21 protein-coding genes and 2 pseudogenes are annotated in these 19,403 nt (G+C 68.8%); 18 read left to right on the top strand and 5 right to left on the bottom strand.

The window, feature by feature from the left end; all coding sequences use genetic code 11:
- Nucleotides 1-183: 183 nt before the first annotated feature.
- The 4 genes from rplS (at nucleotide 184) to A5758_RS22450 (ending at nucleotide 2,581) form a co-directional block, all read left to right on the top strand.
- Complete coding sequence (gene rplS / locus A5758_RS22465) at nucleotides 184-525, top strand: 50S ribosomal protein L19 (protein ID WP_067212356.1); 342 nt, start codon at nucleotides 184-186, stop codon at nucleotides 523-525.
- A gap of 69 nt (nucleotides 526-594) precedes the next feature.
- Complete coding sequence (gene lepB, locus A5758_RS22460) at nucleotides 595-1,473, top strand: signal peptidase I (RefSeq protein ID WP_067744564.1); 879 nt, start codon at nucleotides 595-597, stop codon at nucleotides 1,471-1,473.
- A 2-nt stretch (nucleotides 1,474-1,475) separates the two neighbouring features.
- Nucleotides 1,476-2,279, top strand: a complete 804-nt coding sequence (locus A5758_RS22455) for a ribonuclease HII (protein WP_067744561.1) — start codon at nucleotides 1,476-1,478, stop codon at nucleotides 2,277-2,279.
- Nucleotides 2,276-2,581: a DUF2469 domain-containing protein gene (locus tag A5758_RS22450; protein WP_046184425.1), complete on the top strand. Its 306-nt coding sequence runs from the start codon at nucleotides 2,276-2,278 to the stop codon at nucleotides 2,579-2,581. Before A5758_RS22455 ends, A5758_RS22450 begins: the two co-directional genes overlap by 4 nt.
- Before the next feature lie 5 nt (nucleotides 2,582-2,586).
- Here the strand turns inward: A5758_RS22450 and A5758_RS22445 are convergent, their stop codons facing one another.
- Nucleotides 2,587-3,345 carry a GAF and ANTAR domain-containing protein gene (locus A5758_RS22445; protein WP_067212514.1) on the bottom strand — a complete coding sequence of 253 codons (759 nt, stop codon included), beginning with the start codon at nucleotides 3,343-3,345 and terminating at the stop codon, nucleotides 2,587-2,589.
- Nucleotides 3,346-3,622: 277 nt separating this feature from the next.
- Between A5758_RS22445 and A5758_RS22440 the strand changes: the two genes are divergently transcribed.
- From A5758_RS22440 to A5758_RS22425, 4 genes are all read left to right on the top strand, one after another.
- On the top strand, nucleotides 3,623-4,603 hold the full coding sequence (locus A5758_RS22440) for an SDR family oxidoreductase (protein ID WP_067744748.1): 981 nt from the start codon (nucleotides 3,623-3,625) through the stop codon (nucleotides 4,601-4,603).
- A 74-nt stretch (nucleotides 4,604-4,677) separates the two neighbouring features.
- Nucleotides 4,678-5,496, top strand: coding sequence for a formate dehydrogenase accessory sulfurtransferase FdhD (gene fdhD / locus A5758_RS22435; RefSeq protein ID WP_067744558.1), 819 nt, complete (start codon nucleotides 4,678-4,680; stop codon nucleotides 5,494-5,496).
- Nucleotides 5,497-5,610: 114 nt separating this feature from the next.
- Complete coding sequence (locus A5758_RS22430; RefSeq protein WP_067744555.1) at nucleotides 5,611-5,988, top strand: YraN family protein; 378 nt, start codon at nucleotides 5,611-5,613, stop codon at nucleotides 5,986-5,988.
- The gene (locus tag A5758_RS22425; protein WP_067744546.1) at nucleotides 5,988-7,499 is read left to right on the top strand and encodes a YifB family Mg chelatase-like AAA ATPase; all 1,512 of its coding nucleotides are present in this window, start codon (nucleotides 5,988-5,990) and stop codon (nucleotides 7,497-7,499) included. Before A5758_RS22430 ends, A5758_RS22425 begins: the two co-directional genes overlap by 1 nt.
- A 14-nt stretch (nucleotides 7,500-7,513) precedes the next feature.
- On the opposite strand, the gene A5758_RS22420 is transcribed toward A5758_RS22425, so the two are convergent.
- Nucleotides 7,514-7,789, bottom strand: a complete 276-nt coding sequence (locus A5758_RS22420) for a DUF4190 domain-containing protein (RefSeq protein WP_067212378.1) — start codon at nucleotides 7,787-7,789, stop codon at nucleotides 7,514-7,516.
- A gap of 113 nt (nucleotides 7,790-7,902) precedes the next feature.
- Here A5758_RS22420 and dprA point away from each other — a divergent pair, with 113 nt between their 5' ends.
- Genes dprA through A5758_RS22400 form a run of 4 tightly spaced genes read left to right on the top strand, consistent with a single transcriptional unit; the run spans nucleotide 7,903 to nucleotide 12,098 of the window.
- Nucleotides 7,903-9,069: a DNA-processing protein DprA gene (gene dprA, locus A5758_RS22415; RefSeq protein WP_067744543.1), complete on the top strand. Its 1,167-nt coding sequence runs from the start codon at nucleotides 7,903-7,905 to the stop codon at nucleotides 9,067-9,069.
- A gap of 32 nt (nucleotides 9,070-9,101) precedes the next feature.
- Nucleotides 9,102-9,953, top strand: coding sequence for a siderophore-interacting protein (locus tag A5758_RS22410; protein WP_067744540.1), 852 nt, complete (start codon nucleotides 9,102-9,104; stop codon nucleotides 9,951-9,953).
- A 42-nt stretch (nucleotides 9,954-9,995) separates the two neighbouring features.
- Nucleotides 9,996-11,159, top strand: a complete 1,164-nt coding sequence (locus tag A5758_RS22405) for a lactate 2-monooxygenase (protein ID WP_067744537.1) — start codon at nucleotides 9,996-9,998, stop codon at nucleotides 11,157-11,159.
- A 33-nt stretch (nucleotides 11,160-11,192) separates the two neighbouring features.
- Nucleotides 11,193-12,098 carry a tyrosine recombinase XerC gene (locus A5758_RS22400; RefSeq protein WP_067744534.1) on the top strand — a complete coding sequence of 302 codons (906 nt, stop codon included), beginning with the start codon at nucleotides 11,193-11,195 and terminating at the stop codon, nucleotides 12,096-12,098.
- An 18-nt stretch (nucleotides 12,099-12,116) separates the two neighbouring features.
- On the opposite strand, the pseudogene A5758_RS22395 reads toward A5758_RS22400, so the two are convergent.
- Nucleotides 12,117-12,602, bottom strand: a pseudogene (locus A5758_RS22395) (M23 family metallopeptidase); the annotation flags it as partial.
- A gap of 261 nt (nucleotides 12,603-12,863) precedes the next feature.
- On the opposite strand from A5758_RS22395, the gene rpsB reads away from it, so the two are divergent.
- From rpsB to A5758_RS22380, 3 genes are read left to right on the top strand one after another with little or no spacing between them, the layout of a single operon-like run.
- Complete coding sequence (gene rpsB, locus A5758_RS22390) at nucleotides 12,864-13,697, top strand: 30S ribosomal protein S2 (protein WP_067212517.1); 834 nt, start codon at nucleotides 12,864-12,866, stop codon at nucleotides 13,695-13,697.
- Nucleotides 13,698-13,710: 13 nt separating this feature from the next.
- Nucleotides 13,711-14,526 carry a translation elongation factor Ts gene (tsf, locus tag A5758_RS22385; RefSeq protein ID WP_067212397.1) on the top strand — a complete coding sequence of 272 codons (816 nt, stop codon included), beginning with the start codon at nucleotides 13,711-13,713 and terminating at the stop codon, nucleotides 14,524-14,526.
- 32 nt (nucleotides 14,527-14,558) lie between these two features.
- Nucleotides 14,559-15,956 (top strand): amidase, encoded by a 1,398-nt coding sequence (locus tag A5758_RS22380; protein WP_067744528.1) that lies wholly within the window; start codon nucleotides 14,559-14,561, stop codon nucleotides 15,954-15,956.
- Nucleotides 15,957-16,017: 61 nt separating this feature from the next.
- On the opposite strand, the gene A5758_RS22375 is transcribed toward A5758_RS22380, so the two are convergent.
- On the bottom strand, nucleotides 16,018-16,437 hold the full coding sequence (locus A5758_RS22375; protein WP_066952628.1) for a MarR family winged helix-turn-helix transcriptional regulator: 420 nt from the start codon (nucleotides 16,435-16,437) through the stop codon (nucleotides 16,018-16,020).
- A gap of 125 nt (nucleotides 16,438-16,562) precedes the next feature.
- On the opposite strand from A5758_RS22375, the gene A5758_RS22370 reads away from it, so the two are divergent.
- Nucleotides 16,563-16,976, top strand: coding sequence for a ChaB family protein (locus A5758_RS22370; protein ID WP_067212401.1), 414 nt, complete (start codon nucleotides 16,563-16,565; stop codon nucleotides 16,974-16,976).
- Nucleotides 16,977-17,065: 89 nt separating this feature from the next.
- The gene (locus tag A5758_RS22365; RefSeq protein ID WP_067212404.1) at nucleotides 17,066-17,395 is read left to right on the top strand and encodes a DUF2795 domain-containing protein; all 330 of its coding nucleotides are present in this window, start codon (nucleotides 17,066-17,068) and stop codon (nucleotides 17,393-17,395) included.
- A 30-nt stretch (nucleotides 17,396-17,425) separates the two neighbouring features.
- Here the strand turns inward: A5758_RS22365 and A5758_RS22360 are convergent.
- Nucleotides 17,426-18,264: pseudogene (locus A5758_RS22360) on the bottom strand (SDR family oxidoreductase).
- 513 nt (nucleotides 18,265-18,777) lie between these two features.
- Between A5758_RS22360 and A5758_RS22355 the strand changes: the two are divergent.
- On the top strand, nucleotides 18,778-19,332 hold the full coding sequence (locus A5758_RS22355) for an MPT63 family protein (protein WP_067212411.1): 555 nt from the start codon (nucleotides 18,778-18,780) through the stop codon (nucleotides 19,330-19,332).
- Nucleotides 19,333-19,403: the final 71 nt, after the last annotated feature.

Genomic DNA, 19,403 nt, shown 5'->3' with positions numbered 1-19,403 from the left:
CATGGCAAGCCTCCTGTCTGGCACAATTGACCAGTTGTCTCCAGCGGTTCCAGGCCGGCCGGGCCGCTTCTTGCCTGCTGCGAGATACGCCCAAGTTGCCTCAAACCATCGGCTTGGCGACTGCCTCACATCCGGGTGAGAGCTGTTGCCGCAGGCCGCGACCGCAAGGAAGTGTCTTCTCAGATGAACCGCCTGGACTTCGTCGACCAAGCGTCGCTGCGCGACGACATCCCGGTTTTCGGCCCGGGCGACACCGTCAACGTGCACGTCAAGGTCATCGAGGGCGCCAAGGAGCGTATCCAGGTGTTCAAGGGCGCGGTGATCCGTCGGCAGGGCGGCGGCATCCGCGAGACCTTCACCGTGCGCAAGGAGAGCTACGGCGTCGGCGTCGAGCGGACGTTTCCGGTGCATTCGCCGAACATCGACCACATCGAGGTGGTGACCCGTGGCGATGTCCGCCGCGCGAAGCTGTACTACCTGCGTGAGCTCCGCGGCAAGAAGGCCAAGATCAAGGAAAAGCGCTGAGCTGGGACGGCCGGGCGGCAGTCCCGGTCGGTTTACAGCGCCACAATGTGCGCTGGCTACTCTGATCTCGTGACCGATCCCACGGACTCATCTGAGCCCCAGTCCGCCCAGTCAGAGCCGAAGGTCTCCACCCGCATCCCGGACACGCCCGAAGGCGATTCGCCGAAGGTCCCCGAACCGGGAGAGGCGCCCGACGAGGGCGCGCCGGAGCGCACCAAGCGATCCACGCTGCGGGAATTCGCGCTGCTGGCGGTGATCGCGGTAGCCCTCTATTACGTCATGTTGACGTTCGTGGCACGGCCCTACCTGATCCCGTCGGAATCGATGGAGCCGACGCTGCACGGGTGCGCCGGTTGTGTCGGTGACCGGATCATGGTCGACAAGGTCAGCTATCGCTTCGACTCACCCCGCCCCGGTGACGTCATCGTCTTCAAGGGACCGCCGAACTGGAACCTCGGGTACAAGTCGATCCGGTCCAACAACACCGTGCTGCACTGGGCACAGGACGCGCTGTCCTTCATCGGCTTCGTGCCACCCGACGAAAACGACTTGGTCAAGCGGGTCATCGCGGTCGGCGGGCAGACGGTGCAGTGCCGGGCCGACACCGGCTTGACGGTCAACGGCAAGCCGCTCAAAGAGCCCTACCTGGATCCGGCCACCATGATGGCCGACCCGTCGGTGTACCCGTGCCTGGGCAGCGAGTTCGGGCCGGTCACCGTTCCGCAGGGGCGGCTGTGGGTGATGGGCGACAACCGGACGCACTCGGCGGATTCCCGCGCCCACTGCAACAGTGTCCCGGCCGAGGCGCTCAAGGGCGTGTTGTGCACGGGTGATCCCGCGTCGGGAACCGTGCCGGTGTCCAACGTGATCGGCAAGGCGAGGTTCATCGTGTGGCCGCCCGGGCGATGGGGTGGCGTGTCTTCGGTGAACCCCCAGCAGCACCAGTAGCCATGGCCACGACGTGGCCGCCGCGGACGGTGATCCGCAAGTCATCGGGGTTGCGGACCCTGGAGTCGGCGCTGTACCGCAGCGGCCTGGGGCCGGTGGCCGGCGTGGACGAAGTCGGCCGCGGCGCCTGCGCGGGCCCACTGGTGGTGGCGGCCTGCGTGCTGGGGCCGGGGCGTCTGGAAAGCCTTGCTGCGCTTGATGATTCGAAAAAGCTCACCGAGAGTGCCCGGGAGAAGTTGTTCCCGCTGATTCGTCGTTACGCGCTGGCCTACCACGTGGTGTTCATCCCGCCGGCCGAGGTGGACCGGCGCGGCGTGCACGTCGCCAACATCGAAGGCATGCGCCGCGCCGTGGCGGGCCTGTCGCTGCGGCCCGGTTACGTGCTCAGCGACGGATTCCGGGTGCCCGGCCTGGCGGTGCCGTCGCTCCCGGTCATCGGCGGCGACGCGGTGGCGGCGTGCATCGCCGCGGCCAGCGTGCTGGCGAAGGTCAGCCGGGACCGGCTGATGGTCGCCATGGACACCGACCACCCGGGCTATGGCTTCGCCGAGCACAAGGGTTACAGCACACCGGCGCACAGCACGGCGCTGACGCGGCTGGGTCCCTGCCCCGAACACCGCCATTCGTTCATCAATGTCCGGCGCGTGGCCATAGGGTCAGAAGGGTCGGGCGGCCGCGTCGTGGCCGAATGCCGACCGGACCCTCGCCCGCGCGCGGTGGATATCGGTGAGGAAAGATGGGGCCAGGATTCCCCGGGCGGAACGCCGGGGGAAGTGTTTCTCCGAGAAGGACGTCTGAACAGATGAGTGCCGAGGATCTCGAAAAGTACGAAACCGAGATGGAGCTCTCGCTGTACCGCGAATACAAGGACATCGTCGGCCAGTTCAGCTTCGTCGTCGAAACCGAGCGGCGCTTCTACCTGGCCAACAGCGTGGAGATGGTGCCCCGCAACGCCGACGGCGAGGTGTACTTCGAGCTGCGACTGTCCGACGCCTGGGTGTGGGACATGTACCGCCCGGCCCGGTTCGTCAAGCAGGTGCGGGTGGTGACGTTCAAGGACGTCAACATCGAAGAGGTGGAAAAGCCCGAGCTGCGGCTGCCGGAGTAGCCAGGCTAGCCGTCCTCCTTGTCTTCCGCGGGCGGCAGTTGGCCGCGTCTGTCGATGACTTCCCGCGCGACATCGGCCAGCTTGATGTTCAGCGTCTGGGAATGGCGCCGCAGCAGGTCGAACGCCTGCGTCTCGGTCATGTCGTGGAGCAGCATCAACATGCCGACTGCCTTGCCGATCTCGCGGTTGCTCAGTAATCCGCGGCGCAGGCTGGTGGCGTCGTCGCCCTTTGCGACCGCATTGATGGCCACGCTGGCGAACGCGGCCAGCACCGCCGCGCGCCCGGCCGATTCGGCGTCGAACACGTTGGGGGTGTCGCTGAACAGGTTGAGCGCGGCGCCCTTGCGTTTGTCCACCAGCAGCCGAAAGCCCATCGCCCCGCGCACCGGGGTTTCCGCCACCAGGACCTTCGCCAGCTGCGGCCACAGCGACGGGGTCGTCAGGTCCGGGTCGATCTGGGGGGTCTCCTCCTCGATCGCGTCAATGCACGGACCGTCCCCCGAACGCCGTTCCAGCTCGTCGATCTGCTGCGCCAGCTGGTCACTCGCGCCCACGGTGACGTAGCGGTCGCCATCGCGCACCAACAGGCTGGCGTGGTCGCATCCGCGCACAACCAGGGTGGCGGCGATGCAGATGGCCGCATACATCTGGCCGGCGTCCGAGCCCTGGTAGATGATCTCGGCCAGCGCGGCGAACACCGTCCCGGGGTCGGCCATTTCCCCGCCCGGCGTCGGCCCGCCTGCGGCCGTCGATTCGTCCGCCATGTTGTGCCTCATTCCCTGCGCATTCGGCAGTCTGACCCCCGCGTTTCGATCGCCGTAGATTATCGGTCCTGGGCGCGACCCTCACACGCTGTTCGGTGCGATTGCGACGAATCCCACGCGTCTCGACCTCCAGTCCCCGGGCCGGCGAAAAGCACCCGCTGCCAATACGGGTACCCGCGCGTCTTGCACTCACCAATCGGCGCGCCCGCGGCGGCGCCCGTTGGTGACATTTCCCACCGGGGGTTTCGGCGGGCGCCCGGCGGGAAAGAGCCTTCAGGTGGGAATTAGCGTCGCGGTGACAGGGCCAACCGGCGAGATCGGTATGTCCGCGGTGACGGCGCTGGAGCGTGAACCCGCCGTGGACGCCATCGTCGGGATGGCGCGCCGGCCGTTCGACCCGTCTTCGCGCGGCTGGCAGAAGACGACCTACCAGCAGGGCGACATCCTGGACCGCGAGGCCGTCGACGCGCTGGTGGCGAAGGCCGACGTGGTCATCCACCTCGCCTTCATCATCATGGGGTCGCGGGAAGAGAGCGCCCGCATCAACCTGCAGGGCACCCGCAACGTGTTCGAGGCGACGGTCGCCAGCGAGCGGACACGGCGCCTGGTGTACACCTCATCGGTGGCGGCCTACGGCTACCACGGCGACAACCCCCACCCGCTGACCGAGGACGTCCCGGCACGAGGGTCCGACGAGCACTACTACTCCGCGCAGAAGGCGGCGTGCGAGGCGCTGCTGGCCGAGATCACCAAGGACTCGCCCCTCGAGGTGTTCGTGCTGCGGCCGTGCATCGTCGCCGGGCCCAATGCCACCGTCCTGGCCGACGCCATGCCGTGGAACCAGTTGCCGGGCCCGATGCGCGCCGTGGTCAAGGCGATGCCGATTTTGAAGCCGGTCGTCCCGGACCCGGGCATCCCGTTGCAGCTGGTGCACCACGACGACGTCGCGAGCGCGATCGCGCTGGCGGCCACCACCCCGGCGCCGCCCGGGGCGTACAACATCGCCGGGGACGGCGTGGTGACGGTGGGGGATGTGGCCAGGGCGCTGGGCGGCCGCCCGGTGCGGGTGCCGGCCGTCGCGGCCTCGGCGGCGTCGGCGGCGCTGTCGCGGGTGCCGCTGGTCCCGTCCATGCTGGAATGGCTGCACACCGCGCGCACGTCGATGGTCATGGACACCACCAAAGCGCGCACCCAGCTGGGCTGGCGGCCGGTGCACTCGTCGGCGGAAACCCTGAGGGCGCTGGCTTCGGCGGTGTGATGCCGACCAGGGTAGTTTGGCTGCGTGAGGTTCCAGCGTTCCGCCGCGATCCCGGCTGACGGTGAATTCGCCTAGTGCGGCACGTAACTGCGCGCCGGCGGGTAAAGCATCTCACCGCAGGGAAAGCGATCAGCCGGCCGGAGACGCTGGTCGTCGAGGAGCCGTTGGAGATCCGGGTGAACGGCGCGGCGGTGACCGTGACGATGCGCACCCCGGGTGCGGATTTCGAACTGGCCCAAGGCTTTCTGCTCACCGAGGGGATCATCACCGGCCGCGACGACGTGCTGACCATCCGGTATTGCGGCGGCGCCGTCGAGGGCACGAACACCTATAACGTGCTCGACGTGACACTGGCCGCCGGCGTCACGGTGCCGACCCTCGACGTGACCCGCAACTTCTACACCACCTCGTCGTGCGGGGTGTGTGGCAAGGCGTCGCTGGACGCCGTGCGGCTGATCGGCCGCTTCTCACCCGGCGCGGACCCCGCCACCGTAGCGGCGGCCACGCTCGAGGCGATGCCCGACCAATTGCGTTCGGCGCAAGAGGTTTTCGACAGCACCGGCGGGCTGCACGCCGCGGCGCTGTTCAGCGTCGACGGCACCATGCTGGCGGTGCGGGAGGACGTCGGCAGGCACAACGCGGTCGACAAGGTCATCGGCTGGGCGCTGGAAAATCGGCGGGTGCCGCTGGTCGGCTCGGTGCTGCTGGTCAGTGGGCGGGCCTCCTTCGAGTTGACGCAAAAAGCTGTGCTGGCCGGGATTCCGGTGCTGGCCGCCGTGTCCGCGCCGTCGTCGCTGGCGGTCTCGCTGGCCGAGGAGTCGGGCATCACGCTGGTGGCGTTCCTGCGGGAGGACTCGATGAACATCTACACCAGGGCGGACCGAATCGGCTAGTCGTTTTCGGCCGGTTGTGGATGTAGACGGCACTGGGGATAACCGGCCGTCGCGGATGGATCGCAGGCGTCGCTGCGGCCCGTCGTGTCGGGGTCCTCGAGCACATTGGCTCCCATGACGACCGAAACGACTTTGACTCGGGCCCAACTCGGGGCGATGGGTGAGGCGCTCGCCGTGGATCACCTGAAGAGGATGGGATTGTCGATCCTGCAACGTAACTGGCGCTGCCGCTACGGCGAACTCGACGTCATCGCCTGCGACGAGGCCATCCGCACGGTGGTGTTCGTCGAGGTGAAAACCCGTACCGGGGACGGCTACGGCGGGCTGGCGTACGCGGTCACCGAGCGTAAGGTTCGCCGGCTGCGCCGACTCGCCGGCCTGTGGCTGGCCGGCCAGGACGAGCGCTGGGCGGCGCTACGGATCGACGTGATCCGGGTGCGGATCGGTCGCCGGCGCACACCGGAGATCACCCATCTGCAAGGGATCGGCTGATGGCGCTGGGTCGCGCGTTCTCGGTCGCCGTGCGCGGGGTGGACGGCCAAATCGTGGAGATCGAAGCCGACATCGCGTCCGGACTGCCGGGCGTGCATCTGGTGGGTCTGCCCGACGCCGCCCTGCAGGAGTCCCGTGACCGGGTCAGGGCGGCGGTCGCCAATTGCGGCAACAGCTGGCCGATGGCGCGGCTCACGCTGGCGCTGTCCCCGGCGACGCTGCCCAAGATGGGCTCCGTCTACGACATCGCCCTGGCCGCTGCCGTCCTGTCGGCGCAACGGAAGAACCCGTGGGACCGCCTGGAGAAGACGGTGCTGCTGGGGGAGCTGTCGCTGGACGGACGGGTCCGTCCGGTGCGCGGCGTACTGCCGGCGGTGCTGGCCGCCAAACGCGACGGCTGGCCGGCCGTCGTCGTCCCGGTGGACAACCTGGCCGAGGCCAGCCTGGTCGACGGCATCGACGTCTGGGGCGTGCGCACGCTGGGGCAGCTGCAGAAGTGGCTCAGCGGGTCCGCCGCTCTGGTCAACAGGATCACCGCGACGGCCACCCCACTCGAGGCCTCGGCGGATCTCTCCGATGTGGTGGGGCAGACGCAGGCGCGCTTCGCGGTGGAGGTCGCCGCCGCCGGGTCGCATCACCTCATGCTCACCGGCCCGCCGGGCGTCGGCAAAACCATGCTCGCGCAACGGCTTCCGGGCCTGTTACCGCCGCTGTCGGACAGCGAGTCGCTGGAAGTCACCGCAATCCACTCCGTGGCCGGGCTGCTGTCGGGGGACACGCCGCTGATCACCACGCCGCCGTTCGTTGCGCCACATCACAGCTCCAGCGTGGCGGCGCTCGTCGGCGGCGGTTCAGGCATGGCGCGCCCGGGCGCGGTCAGCCGCGCGCACCGTGGGGTGCTCTTCCTCGACGAATGCGCCGAAATCAGCGTCAGCGCGCTCGAGGCATTGCGAACGCCATTGGAAGACGGGGAGATTCGGCTCGCCCGACGCGATGGGGTGGCCTGTTACCCGGCCCGGTTCCAGCTGGTGTTGGCGGCCAACCTGTGCCCGTGCGCGCCCGCCGATCCGCAGGACTGCATTTGCGCGGCGGCGGCCAAGCGTCGCTATCTGGGCAAGCTGTCCGGGCCGCTGCTCGACCGGGTGGACCTGCGGGTGGAGATGCATGCGGTGCGCGCGGGCGCCTTCGCGGGCACCGAAGCCGAATCGACGGCACATGTTCGCCAGCGGGTGGCGCAGGCCCGCGCGGCCGCGGCCGAGCGGTGGCTGCCGCACGGATTCCGTACCAACGCCGAAGTGAGCGGGGTGCTGTTGCGCCGCAAGTTCCGGCCCGGCAACGCCGCGATGACGCCGCTACAGCAAGCGCTGGACCGGGGGCTGCTCAGCATCCGCGGCCTGGACCGCACCCTGCGGGTCGCGTGGAGCCTGGCCGACTTGGCCGGCGGGGTATCGCCCGGACCCGCGGAGGTCGCGGCCGCGCTCAGCTTCCGGCAGCCGGGAGCGCGGCGATGAGCGCCGGACCCGGGTCACCAGTACGCCTTCGTCAGCCAGTCGTTGTGCCCGCCCCGGACCGCAATCGCGACGGTCACCAGGACGGCGAACGCCCTGGCGAACTGGGCCATCGCGCGGCCGCCCTCGCCGCGCTGTTCCATGTCGCGCAGCGCCACGGACGCGAGGGCGCCGCTCAAGATGGGAATGGGCAAGCCGCACCAACTGACCAGGCTCAAAGCGAACGCCGCGATCGCCCACGGGTTTACGGGGCGGGCGGGCGCGGCGAGCTGGGTCGGCTGGCAGACGATCATTGTTCGCTCCGTTCCTTGCCGGCGGCGCGATGCCGAATGGGGGTCGACGACAACACATTCGCGTACGGGGCTATACGGATCCTTGGCGAATTCTTGGACCCCGGAGCCCGGCGATGCTGACCGCGGTCGACGGTCCCGTGCTGCGCGCGTGGGCATACCTGTCCCGGGTGGCCGAGCCGCCCTGCGCCGAGCTCGCCAGCCTGGTGCGATGTGTTGGTCCGGTGGAGGCGGCCGACCGGGTCCGCCGTGGACTGGTGGACGACGGCCTGGCGCGGCACACCGAAGCGCGGCGCGAAATCGACTGCGCCGCCGCCGACCTCGAGCTGCTCGCCCGCCGGGGCGGACGGTTGATCACCCCCGACGACGACGAGTGGCCGCTGCTGGCGTTCGCCGCGTTCGGGAATCTCCCGGCGAAAGCTCGCGGCGGGGCGCCGATGGTGTTGTGGGCGCAGGGCACGACCCGGCTCGACGAGGTCGCGCACCGCGCCGCCGCCGTGGTGGGCACACGGGCGGCGACGGCGTATGGCGAGCAGGTGGCCGAGGACCTTGCGGCGGGGCTGGCGCAACGCGAGGTCGCGGTCGTCTCCGGTGGCGCCTACGGCATCGACGGCGCGGCGCACCGGGCGGTGCTGAACGCGGACGGAATCACCGTGGCCGTTCTCGCCGGCGGGCTCGACATTCCGTATCCGGGTGGCCACGCGGCGTTGCTGCACCGCGTGGGGCAACACGGGCTGCTCTTCACCGAATACCCGCCCGGTGTCCGGCCGGCCCGCCACCGATTCCTGACCCGCAATCGCCTGGTGGCCGCCGTCGCGGGGGCCGCGGTGGTGGTGGAAGCCGGCCTGCGCAGCGGCGCCGCGAACACTGCCGCCTGGGCGAGGGCGCTGGGCCGGGTGGTGGCCGCCGTGCCCGGGCCCGTGACGTCGTCCGCGTCGGCCGGGTGCCATGCGCTGCTGCGCAACGGCGCCGAACTGGTGACCCGGGCCGACCACGTCGTCGAGCTGATCGGCCGCATCGGCGAGCTGGCGGCCGAGGAACCGCGCCCGGCGACGGCGCTCGACGGGCTCAGCGACGACGAGCGCCGGGTGTACGAGGCGCTGCCGGGCCGCGGCGCCGCCACCGTCGAGCAACTCGCGGTCGCGTCGGGGCTGGCGCCCGAGCGGGTGTTGGGGCCGCTGGCGATCCTTGAGCTGGCCGGGTTGGTGCAGCGCCGCGAGGGCAAGTGGCGACTTTTCCGGGCCGCAACGGGTCAAGCTGCATCGACGACGCGGCTCGTATAGTCGACGGGTGTCGGGCGGGGACAGGAGGACAAGTGGCGGGTCGACCTTTGCAACGCTTCGAGGTTGTCGATACCAAGGAGCTCACACCGCACATGGTCGCGGTCGTGCTGGGCAGCAAGGACTTCGACGCCTTCGTGCCCAGCAAATTCACCGACTCCTACGTCAAGTTGGCGTTCGTCGCCGATGACGTCGACGTCGCGGACCTGCCCCAGCCGCTGACCCTGGACAGCTTCGCCGGCCTCCCCCCCGAGAAGAGGCCGTCGGTCCGGACCATGACCGTCCGGCACGTGGACGCGGCGGCCGGCGAAATCACGCTGAACATCGTGGTGCACGGCGAGCACGGGATCGCGGGCCAATGGGCCGCGGCGGCTCAGCCCGGCCAGCGGATCTACCTGATGGGCCCCGGCGGTGCCTACACACCTGATCCCGCCGCCGATTGGCATCTGCTGGCCGGCGACGAATCGGCGCTTCCGGCCATCGCCGCGGCGCTGGAGGCGTTGCCCCCCAGCGCCGTTGGCAAGGCGTTCATTGAGGTAGCGGGCCAGGAAGACGAGATTCCGCTGACCGCGCCGGAAGGCGTCGAGGTGCATTGGGTCTATCGCGGCGGGCGGGCCGATCTGGTCCCCGAGGACCGCGCGGGCGACCACGCCCCGCTCATCGAGGCGGTCACCACCACGCCGTGGCTGCCCGGTCAGGTGCACGTCTTCATTCACGGCGAGGCGCAAAGCGTCATGCACAATCTGCGGCCCTACATCCGCAAGGAGCGCGGCGTGGACGCGAAGTGGGCGTCGTCCATCTCGGGTTACTGGCGTCGCGGGCGCACCGAAGAGACGTTCCGGCAATGGAAGAAGGAACTGGCCGAGGCGGAGGCCGGGGCCTCCTAGCGGATTCGTCGGCTTGAACGCCGGCTGGCATCCTCTACTCCCATGGCGCATTTCGGGGACTACCAGAACGAGATCTACTTCAAGGGCCTGGGCGGGATCGCGCCCGCGCTGCCGATGGCCTTCGCGGAGCTGGAAGCCCGGGCCGAGCGGGCCATGTCGCCGTCGGTGTGGTCCTACGTCACCGGTGGTGCCGGCGACGAGCGCACCCAGCGGGCCAATCGCGAGGCCTTCGACGGCTGGGGCTTGATGCCCCGCATGTTCGTCGGCGCCGCCGAGCGCGACCTGTCGGTGGAGATGTTCGGCCTGACGCTGCCGTCGCCGGTGTTCATGGCCCCGATCGGCGTCATCGGCATCTGTGCTCAAGACGGCCACGGCGACCTGGCCACCGCGCAAGCCGCAGCGGCCACCGGCGTCCCGATGGTCGTTTCCACCCTGACCGCCGACCCGTTGGAAGACGTCGCCGCCCAGTTCGGCGACACCCCCGGCTTTTTCCAGCTCTACACGCCAAAGAATCGCGAGCTCGCCGCCAGCCTGGTGCAGCGGGCGGAGGCCGCCGGCTACAAGGGCATCGTCGTCACGCTCGACACCTGGATTCCCGGTTGGCGCCCGCGCGACCTCACCACGGCCAACTTTCCGCAGTTGCGGGGATTGTGCCTGAGCAACTACACCAGCGATCCGGTCTTTCGCGCCGGCCTGCAGCGGCCGCCCGAGGAGGACCCGCAAGCCACTGTGCTTCAGTGGATCACGACGTTCGGCAATCCGTTGACGTGGGACGACCTTCCCTGGCTGCGGTCGCTGACCAAGCTGCCGCTCATCATCAAGGGCATCTGCCATCCCGACGACGCCCGGCGCGCCAAGGACGGCGGCGTCGACGGTATCTACTGCTCCAACCACGGTGGCCGGCAGGCTAACGGCGGCCTGCCCGCGCTCGATTGCCTGCCTGGCGTGGTCGAGGCCGTCGACGGTCTTCCGGTGCTGTTCGACTCCGGGGTCCGCGGCGGTGCCGACATCGTCAAGGCGCTCGCGCTGGGCGCGACCGCGGTGGGCATCGGCCGCCCGTACGCGTACGGCCTGGCGCTCGGCGGGGTCGACGGCATCGTGCACGTGCTGCGGATGATGCTGGCCGAAGCCGACCTGATCATGGCCGTCGACGGATATCCCCATCTCGAAGATCTCACCCCGGACACACTTCGGCGCGTCGACTGACAACCGCCCGCCCATGTCTGCGAGCGTGGGGGAGTGCCGGACAGCGAATCGATCCTCGAGGAGTTCGACGAATACCTGTCGCTGCAATGCGGCCGGTCAGCGCACACCCGTCGGGCCTACCTCGGCGACGTGCGCTCGCTGCTGACCTTTCTCGACGACCGCGGCGCCGGGCTGGACAGATTGAGCCTGCCGCTCTTGCGCTCGTGGTTGTCGGCCTCGGGGGCCGCCGGCGCGGCCCGCACGACGCTGGCCCGTCGCACCTCGGCGGTCAAGGCGTTCACCGCTTGGGCCGCGCGGCGCGGCCTGCTGGCCGCGGACCCGGCGGTCCGGCTGCAGGTGCCCAAGGCGCACCGCACCCTGCCGGCGGTGCTGCGCCAAGACCAGGCTCTCGACGCGATGGCTGCCGCGAAATCCGGTGCCCAACAAGGTGATCCGATGGCATTGCGGGACCGGCTGATCGTCGAGATGCTGTATGCCACCGGGATCCGCGTGAGCGAACTGTGCGGCCTGGACCTCGACGATGTGGACGCCGGGCATCGGCTGATCCGGGTATTGGGTAAGGGCAACAAGCAGCGCACCGTGCCGTTCGGGACACCGGCCGCCGAGGCGCTGCGCGCCTGGCTGGACGAGGGGCGGCCCGCCCTGGTGGCCGCCGAGTCGGGGCCGGCGCTGCTGCTGGGTGCGCGAGGGCGGCGGCTCGACGTCCGCCAGGCCCGCACCGTCGTGCACGAGACGGTGTCGGCGGTGGACGGCGCGCCCGACATGGGGCCGCACGGCCTGCGGCACAGCGCGGCCACGCACCTGCTGGAAGGCGGCGCCGACCTGCGCGTCGTGCAGGAACTGCTCGGCCATTCGAGCCTGGCGACCACCCAGCTCTACACCCATGTCGCCGTCTCGCGGTTGCGGGCGGTGCATGATCAGGCCCACCCGCGGGCATGACGCCCGCCCTCATCCCTGCAGCGGCTTGAGCCGGATCGGCGTCGACTTCACCAAACCCAGCGGATCCACATAGTGGGCGCCCGACGCCGGACCCCACATCGCGCCCCAGTGCAGGCACGCCGCGGCCCGGCAGCCGGGATGGCCGGCCACCAGCTCGCCGATCACGGTCTGGGCCGTTACCGGCTGGCCCACCCGAACAGCCGCCCGGACCGGCTCGTAGCTGGTGCGCAGCCCGCCCGGGTGGGCCAGCGAAACCACCGGCCGCCCCGCCAGCTGCCCGGCGAACACCACGGTGGCGGTGCCCGCCGCATACACCGGCTGACCTGCAGCCCCGGGCAGATCCACGCCCCGATGCCCGGGTTTCCAGTTCGGTGACGGGGCGTCGAATCCGCGGGCGACGGCCGGGGGCGGGCGCAACGGCCAATCCAGGCGAGCGTCGTCCGCAACCGCCGGCACCGCGCTGAGCACCGCCAGGCACAGCATCAGCCGCAAAACCCGTCGCATCGGCTCAGTTCATTGCCCCGCCTGCGCCCACACCACTCAGGGCGGGTCGGTGCTGTGCAAAACCACCAGCTGAGTCGGTGTAAACTCCTGGTCGCAGCTCGTTCGCGGGCTGACTTCGCGCGTCCGCCCCGCGTCTCCCGTTCCACAAGGAGTTCGCATCGCATGCCGGGCGGTCCCTTAACAGGGTCCGGCATCGCAGCAGGCGCCAGGGCCCGGCTTCACCCGATGCCGGGCGACAACCGACACAAGTTAGGCACGAGCATGGCCGTCGTAACCATGAAACAGCTGCTGGACAGCGGCACTCACTTCGGGCACCAGACCCGTCGTTGGAATCCCAAGATGAAGCGGTTCATCTTCACCGACCGCAACGGCATCTACATCATCGACCTACAGCAGACGCTGACCTACATCGACAAGGCGTACGAGTTCGTCAAGGAGACCGTCGCCCACGGCGGCAGCGTGATGTTCGTCGGCACCAAGAAGCAGGCACAGGAATCCGTCGCGGCCGAGGCGACCCGCGTCGGCATGCCCTACGTGAACCAGCGCTGGCTGGGCGGCATGCTGACCAACTTCTCCACGGTGCACAAGCGCCTGCAGCGCCTCAAGGAGCTCGAGGCGATGGAGCAGACCGGCGGCTTCGAGGGCCGCACCAAGAAAGAAATCCTGATGCTGACCCGGGAGAAGAACAAGCTGGAGCGCAGCCTGGGCGGTATCCGCGACATGGCCAAGGTGCCGTCGGCGATCTGGGTCGTCGACACGAACAAAGAGCACATCGCCGTCGGCGAGGCCCGCAAGCTGGGCATCCCGGTCATCGCGATCCTGGACACCAACTGCGACCCCGACGAGGTCGACTACCCGATCCCCGGGAACGACGACGCGATCCGCTCGGCAGCGCTGCTGACCAAGGTGATCGCCTCCGCGGTTGCCGAGGGCCTGCAGGCCCGCGCCGGCGTTGGCCGCACCGACGGCAAGCCCGAGGTTGAGGCCGCCGAGCCGCTGCCCGAATGGGAGCAGGAACTGCTGGCCTCCGCTGCTGCCAGCGCCCCCACCGATGTCGCTGCGGGCGCACCCGAATCGACCCCTGAACCCTCCTAAGGAAGGCTGATCATTGGCCAACTTCACCGCCGCCGACGTCAAGAAGCTTCGGGAGCTCACCGGCGCCGGCATGCTCGACTGCAAGAACGCGCTGGCCGAGAGTGACGGCGACTTCGACAAGGCCGTCGAGGCGTTGCGCATCAAGGGCGCCAAGGACGTCGGTAAGCGCGCCGAGCGCGCCACGGCCGAAGGTCTGGTCGCGGCCAAGGGTGGCGCGCTGATCGAGCTGAACTCCGAGACCGACTTCGTCGCCAAGAACGCCGAGTTCCAGAAGCTCGCCGATGACATCGTCGCGGCGGCTTCCGAATCCAAGGCCACCGATGTCGAGGCGCTCAAGGCTGCCGCTACGGGCGGTAAGACGGTCGAGCAGGCCATCGCCGACCTGTCGGCCAAGATCGGCGAAAAGCTCGAGTTGCGCCGTGTCGCGTACTTCGACGGCACCGTCGAGGCCTACCTGCACAAGCGGGCGGCGGACCTGCCACCCGCTGTCGGCGTGCTGGTGGAATACAGCGGCTCCGACGTCGAGGCCGCGCACTCGGTCGCGCTGCAGATCGCCGCGCTCAAGGCGCGCTTCCTGTCGCGCGACGACGTCCCCGAGGACGTCGTGGCCAGCGAGCGCCGCATCGCCGAGGAGACGGCCAAGGCCGAGGGCAAGCCGGAGCAGGCGCTGCCCAAGATCGTCGAAGGCCGGCTGAACGGCTTCTTCAAGGACTCCGTGCTGCTGGAGCAGCCCTCGGTGTCCGACAGCAAGAAGACGGTCAAGGCCCTGCTCGACGAAGCCGGCGTGACGGTGACGCGGTTCGTGCGCTTCGAGGTGGGCCAGGCCTAAGCCCCGCGCGGGCGCGGGCTAGCGTCGGTTACATGCGACACGTGCATGCGTTCGGTGACGACGCCCTCGGTGATCTGGACGCGGTCGGCCTCGCCCACGCGATACAGGCCGGCTGGGTCAGCAGGGCGGAGGTGGTCGAGGCCGCCATCGCCCGCACCGAGGCCGTCGATCCGATCCTCAACGGCCTGGCCTATGCGGCCTTCCAGCAGGCCAGGACCGCCCCGGCGGCGAACGGCTTCTTCGACGGCGTCCCGACGTTCCTCAAGGACAACGTCGACATCGCCGGCCAGCCGACGATGCACGGCACCGACGCGTGGACGCCGTGGAATGCCACCTCCGACGGCGCATTCACCCGGTTGTTCCTGGCCACCGGGCTGGCCCCGGTGGGCAAGACGCAGTTGTCGGAATTCGGTTTCAGCGCGTCGGCCGAACACCCCCGGCTGGGGCCGGTCCGCAACCCGTGGAACACCGACTACAGCGCCGGCGCATCCTCATCGGGCTCGGCTGCGTTCGTTGCCGCCGGCGTGGTGCCGATCGCCCACGCCAACGACGGCGGCGGCTCCATCCGCATCCCTGCCGCCTGCAACGGGCTTGTCGGGCTGAAGCCGTCGCGTGGGCGGCTACCGCTGGACGCCCACCTGCGCCGGATGCCGGTGGGCATCGTCGCCAACGGTGTGGTGACCCGTTCGGTGCGTGACACGGCGGCGTTCTACCGGGAGGCCGAACGAATTTGGCGTAATCCGAAACTGGCACCGGTCGGCGACGTCGCCGGGCCCGGCAGGCCGCGGCTGCGGATCGCCGTGCTGACCCGTTCGGTGCAACGCGACTGCAGCCCCCAGGTGCGCGAGCTGGCGCTGAAGTCCGCCGGCCTTCTCGAGGAGCTGGGGCACCGCGTCGAATACCTCGACGAGCCCCCGGTGCCGGCCAGCTTCGTCGACGATTTCGTCCTTTACTGGGGATTTCTCGCGCTGGCCCAGGTGCGCAGCGGGCGGCACATGTTCGGCAAGACGTTCGACCGCGGCCGGCTGGACAGTCTGACGCTCGGGCTGGAGCGACACACCGCCCGCAACATTCATCGGCTGCCGCTGGCGATCATGCGCCTGCGCCGAATCCGCAGGCGTACCGCACAATTCTTCGGTACCTACGACGTCGTGCTGACCCCGACGCTCGCCGACGAGACGCCCCGCATCGGCTATCTGGCACCCACCGACTACCACCAGGTCATCGAGCGACTGATCGACTGGGTCTCGTTCACCCCGCTGCAGAACGTCACCGGCGAGCCGGCGATCTCACTTCCGTTGGCGCAGTCCGACGAAGGCATGCCGGTGGGCATGATGTTCTCGACCAACATCGGGCAGGAGGCGCTACTGCTCGAGCTGGCCTACGAACTCGAAGAGGCCCGACCATGGGCCCGGATCCAAAACGCTTGACGCGTAGTCCGAGGCGGCGACCCGCTTCGCCCGGCTTCGCCGCGCTCGCGATCGCCGCGGGTCAGTCGGACCCGAGCTTGTCGAGCATCCGCTTGAAGTCGCGCTGTTGAGTTTCGGTCAGCTTGGCCAGGATGCGCGCATCGGCGGTCCGCACCGCGCCTTCGGCGCGCTTAAGCAGGGCGCGGCCCTGACCGGTCAGCGTGGCCGGTAGCGCGCGACCGCTGGACACCGATGTCGGCCGGGCCACGGCGCCAATGTCTTCCAGCTTGCGCAGCACCGTGTTCATCGCCTGCGGTGTCACGCCGGCCTGCCGAGACAGTTCGGCGCTCGACATCCCCGGAACCAGGGAAAGCATGCGGAGGCAGACGAATTCGGGCAGCGTCAGGCCGAGCGGGCCCAACACCGCGGAAACCTCCGGTCGCAGCAGGCTGGCCACCCGGTACAGCAGGTAACCAAGCGGGGCGTCTTCGGCCTGAACCATGTCAATGATATTGACATATTTTCGGGCCCTGGACGCGACTTCGCGGTGCGAAGTGGTGATTGCCGGCCCGTCAGCGGGGTAACCGAAATGTCACTCGTACCGCGCGGGCGTATCAGGAGGTTTTCATGCCCAAGACGACGAAAGGCGGCAAGCCGAAGAAGGACGAACTGCCGAGCACTTTGCAGCGTTCCAACGCCAAAGCGCAACGCACGTTCGCGAAAACGCATGACGCGGCCGCCGACGAATACGGCAGCGAAGAGCGCGCCCACCGAGTGGCATATTCCGCCCTCAAGCACAGCTTCGAAAAGATCGGCGATCATTGGGAGCCCAAAGAAGAGAAGGGCCCGTCCGACGAGCGCGCCAAGAGCGGCGGGCCGCGTGCCTCCGGCGCGACCGCCGAGGGTGTGGACGCCAACGCGAGCAAGAAGCACCTGCTTGACGTGGCCCGCCGTCTCGACGTGCGGGGGCGGTCGACGATGAGCAAGGCGGAGTTGGTCGACGCGATCAAGAAGCACAACCGCCGGGTCCGCGGCCGCTGAGAAAGGCGTTCCAGGTCGCGCGCCGATGTGACCGAGACGTCACCCCGGGGCCGCGTTTAGCGCCACGGCCACCGGGCATCCCGACAGCCATGGTTGCGTCCACTACTCCCAGTCAGCTGCGTCAATGCTTCACCGATGTGGACTTTCCGGCGAACAAACAGGATCTGCTCGACGCCGCCGGTCGCAATGGCTGCGACGACCACACGATCCGCGCCCTGCGAAGCATTCCCCCCGAGACCTACAACAATGCCGCCCAGGTCGCCGCGTCGGTCACCATCATCGACGATCGCGACGTCCGGGACGCCGACAAGGCCGCGGCTCGTCGCTCCCACACCAAGCCAGGGCTGGCCGAAAACGCAAAAGACATCCCCGCTTCGAGCCCGATCGTCGAGGAACTGGGCGAGAACCGGGGCTCCTGAACCGTCCGCAAGAGCAAAAACGATGCGGCGCTAGAGAATTGGCCGGCCTCCGGTGACGGCCACCCGCGCGCCGGAGATGTAACTCGCGTCGTCGGAGGCCAACAGCACGTAGATCGGCGCGAGTTCGGCGGGCTGGCCGGCGCGGCCCAGCGGCGTGTTGTCGCCGAACGACTCGACGCTGTCCGGGGGCATGGTCGAGGGAATCAGCGGTGTCCAGATGGGGCCGGGCGCGACGCTGTTCACCCGAATCCCTTTCTCGCCAGCAACTGAGCGAGGCTGGCCGAGAAGTTGGCGATCGCGGCCTTGGTGGCGGCGTAGGGCGCCAGCGTTGGATTGGGCGTGTCGGAGTTGACCGACGAACTGCCGATGATCGACGCCCCCGCGTTCATGTGTGGCACCGCCGCCTTGGTGAGATAAAAATATGCGCCGACATTGAGCCGGAACGTGTAATCCCATTCCTCATCGCTGATTTCGTCGAGGTTCTTGTGCATCATCTGGTAGGCGGCATTGTTGACCAGGATGTCGATGCCGCCGAATTCTTCGACGGCCCGGTCGACGACGGCGCGGCAATGCGCAGCATCGGAAAGGTCGCCGGACACCAGTACGCATTTGCGCCCGGCGTCTTCCACGTAGCGCGCGACGTCGCGGGCGTCGTCGTCCTCGTTGAGGTAGGAGATCAGCACGTCGGCGCCTTCGCGCGCGAAAGCGATAGCGACCGCGCGCCCGATGCCGCTGTCACCCCCGGTGATGATCGCCCTTTTGCCGGTGAGCTTTCCCGAGCCCCGGTAAGTGTTTTCGCCGCAGTCGGGCACGGGGTTCATCCGGCCCTGCACACCGGGGGCGGTTTGTTGCTGAGGCGCAAAACCCATCTGATTCCTCGATTCGTGGTCGAAAATGCCGGTTCACGGTTCGTATGTCACCGGGCGGGCTGTGGGGACGTCGGGGTCGTCGGCGGCCAGCGGCTCGGGATCGCGCCATTCCTCGGCGCGACGGGCCGGTTACCGCGCAGCGTGCCTCCAATTCGTGCTTGAGCTCGTCCTCGCGCGGACTGTGCTTAGAGCTTCCGCGTTCCATGGACGGCCCCTGTCGTCTGGTCGGATTTCTCCCGCCCCGACTACCCGCCACCGTGCGCGCTAATCGGGCGCCCAGAGCCCGACGACGTTGTCGTTGCCACAGTCATTCAACGTGAATAGCGATACGGATGTTAAAAGCTGATGCGAAAGATGCTGTCCAGCAAAGCAACACCATTTCGCCAGCTAGCCGGCTGAAAATTACGAATAAACGGGCGCATATGTTTAAAGCGGGCAGCAAGGGGCTATTTGCGGCCTATGTGCGTATTGCCCTTCTGGGGGGCGATTGTTCGACACGAAAGGAAATGAGCAATGAAGGTCACCAAGACCGCGCTGAAGACAGCTGCCGCTGCCGGGGGGATAGCGGCGGCAGGCATTTTCGCCGCGGTGCCGGCTTCTGCCGCGCCGCCCAACATCCAGGGGTTCGGCACCAGTGAGCAACTCGTGGACGGGCCGCTGATCACCAACTACACGGTGAGCAACCTGCAGCCGAGCAACGTCTCGATTCCCGGCTACACGCCCAAGGGGACGCTCTACCAGGCGGACGTCACCGCTCGGTCGGACGGCGGGCTCGTGACCCCGATGGTCAAGGACTTCATCGCCCGCGGGCCCAACGGCCAGAACTACCGGGTGATCGACAAGGTGGGGGCCCCTAATGGCCTCAACCCGGCGCCGATCCCGCAGGGTAGCGAGTCGACCGGGACGCTGTACTTCGACGTGACCGGCGCGCCGCCCAACGGCGTGGCCTACAACGACGGGATGCAAGACATCCTGATGTGGACGTCGAACGTGCAGGGCAGCTCTGCGCCCGGCGCTCCGAGCCCGAGCCCGGCACCGGGTGCGCCGCCCAGCCCGGCTCACACCTGATCCCGCTTGCGGATATCTCCCCGCGTCGCGCATGCGACGCGGGGAGGTGCTTTTGGCAGCCGGGTGTTGCG

Origin of the sequence: Mycobacterium sp. 852014-50255_SCH5639931, assembly GCF_001665605.1 — a bacterium.
Taxonomy (GTDB): domain Bacteria; phylum Actinomycetota; class Actinomycetes; order Mycobacteriales; family Mycobacteriaceae; genus Mycobacterium; species Mycobacterium paraffinicum.
This window is presented reverse-complemented; position numbering and strand designations above follow the sequence as displayed.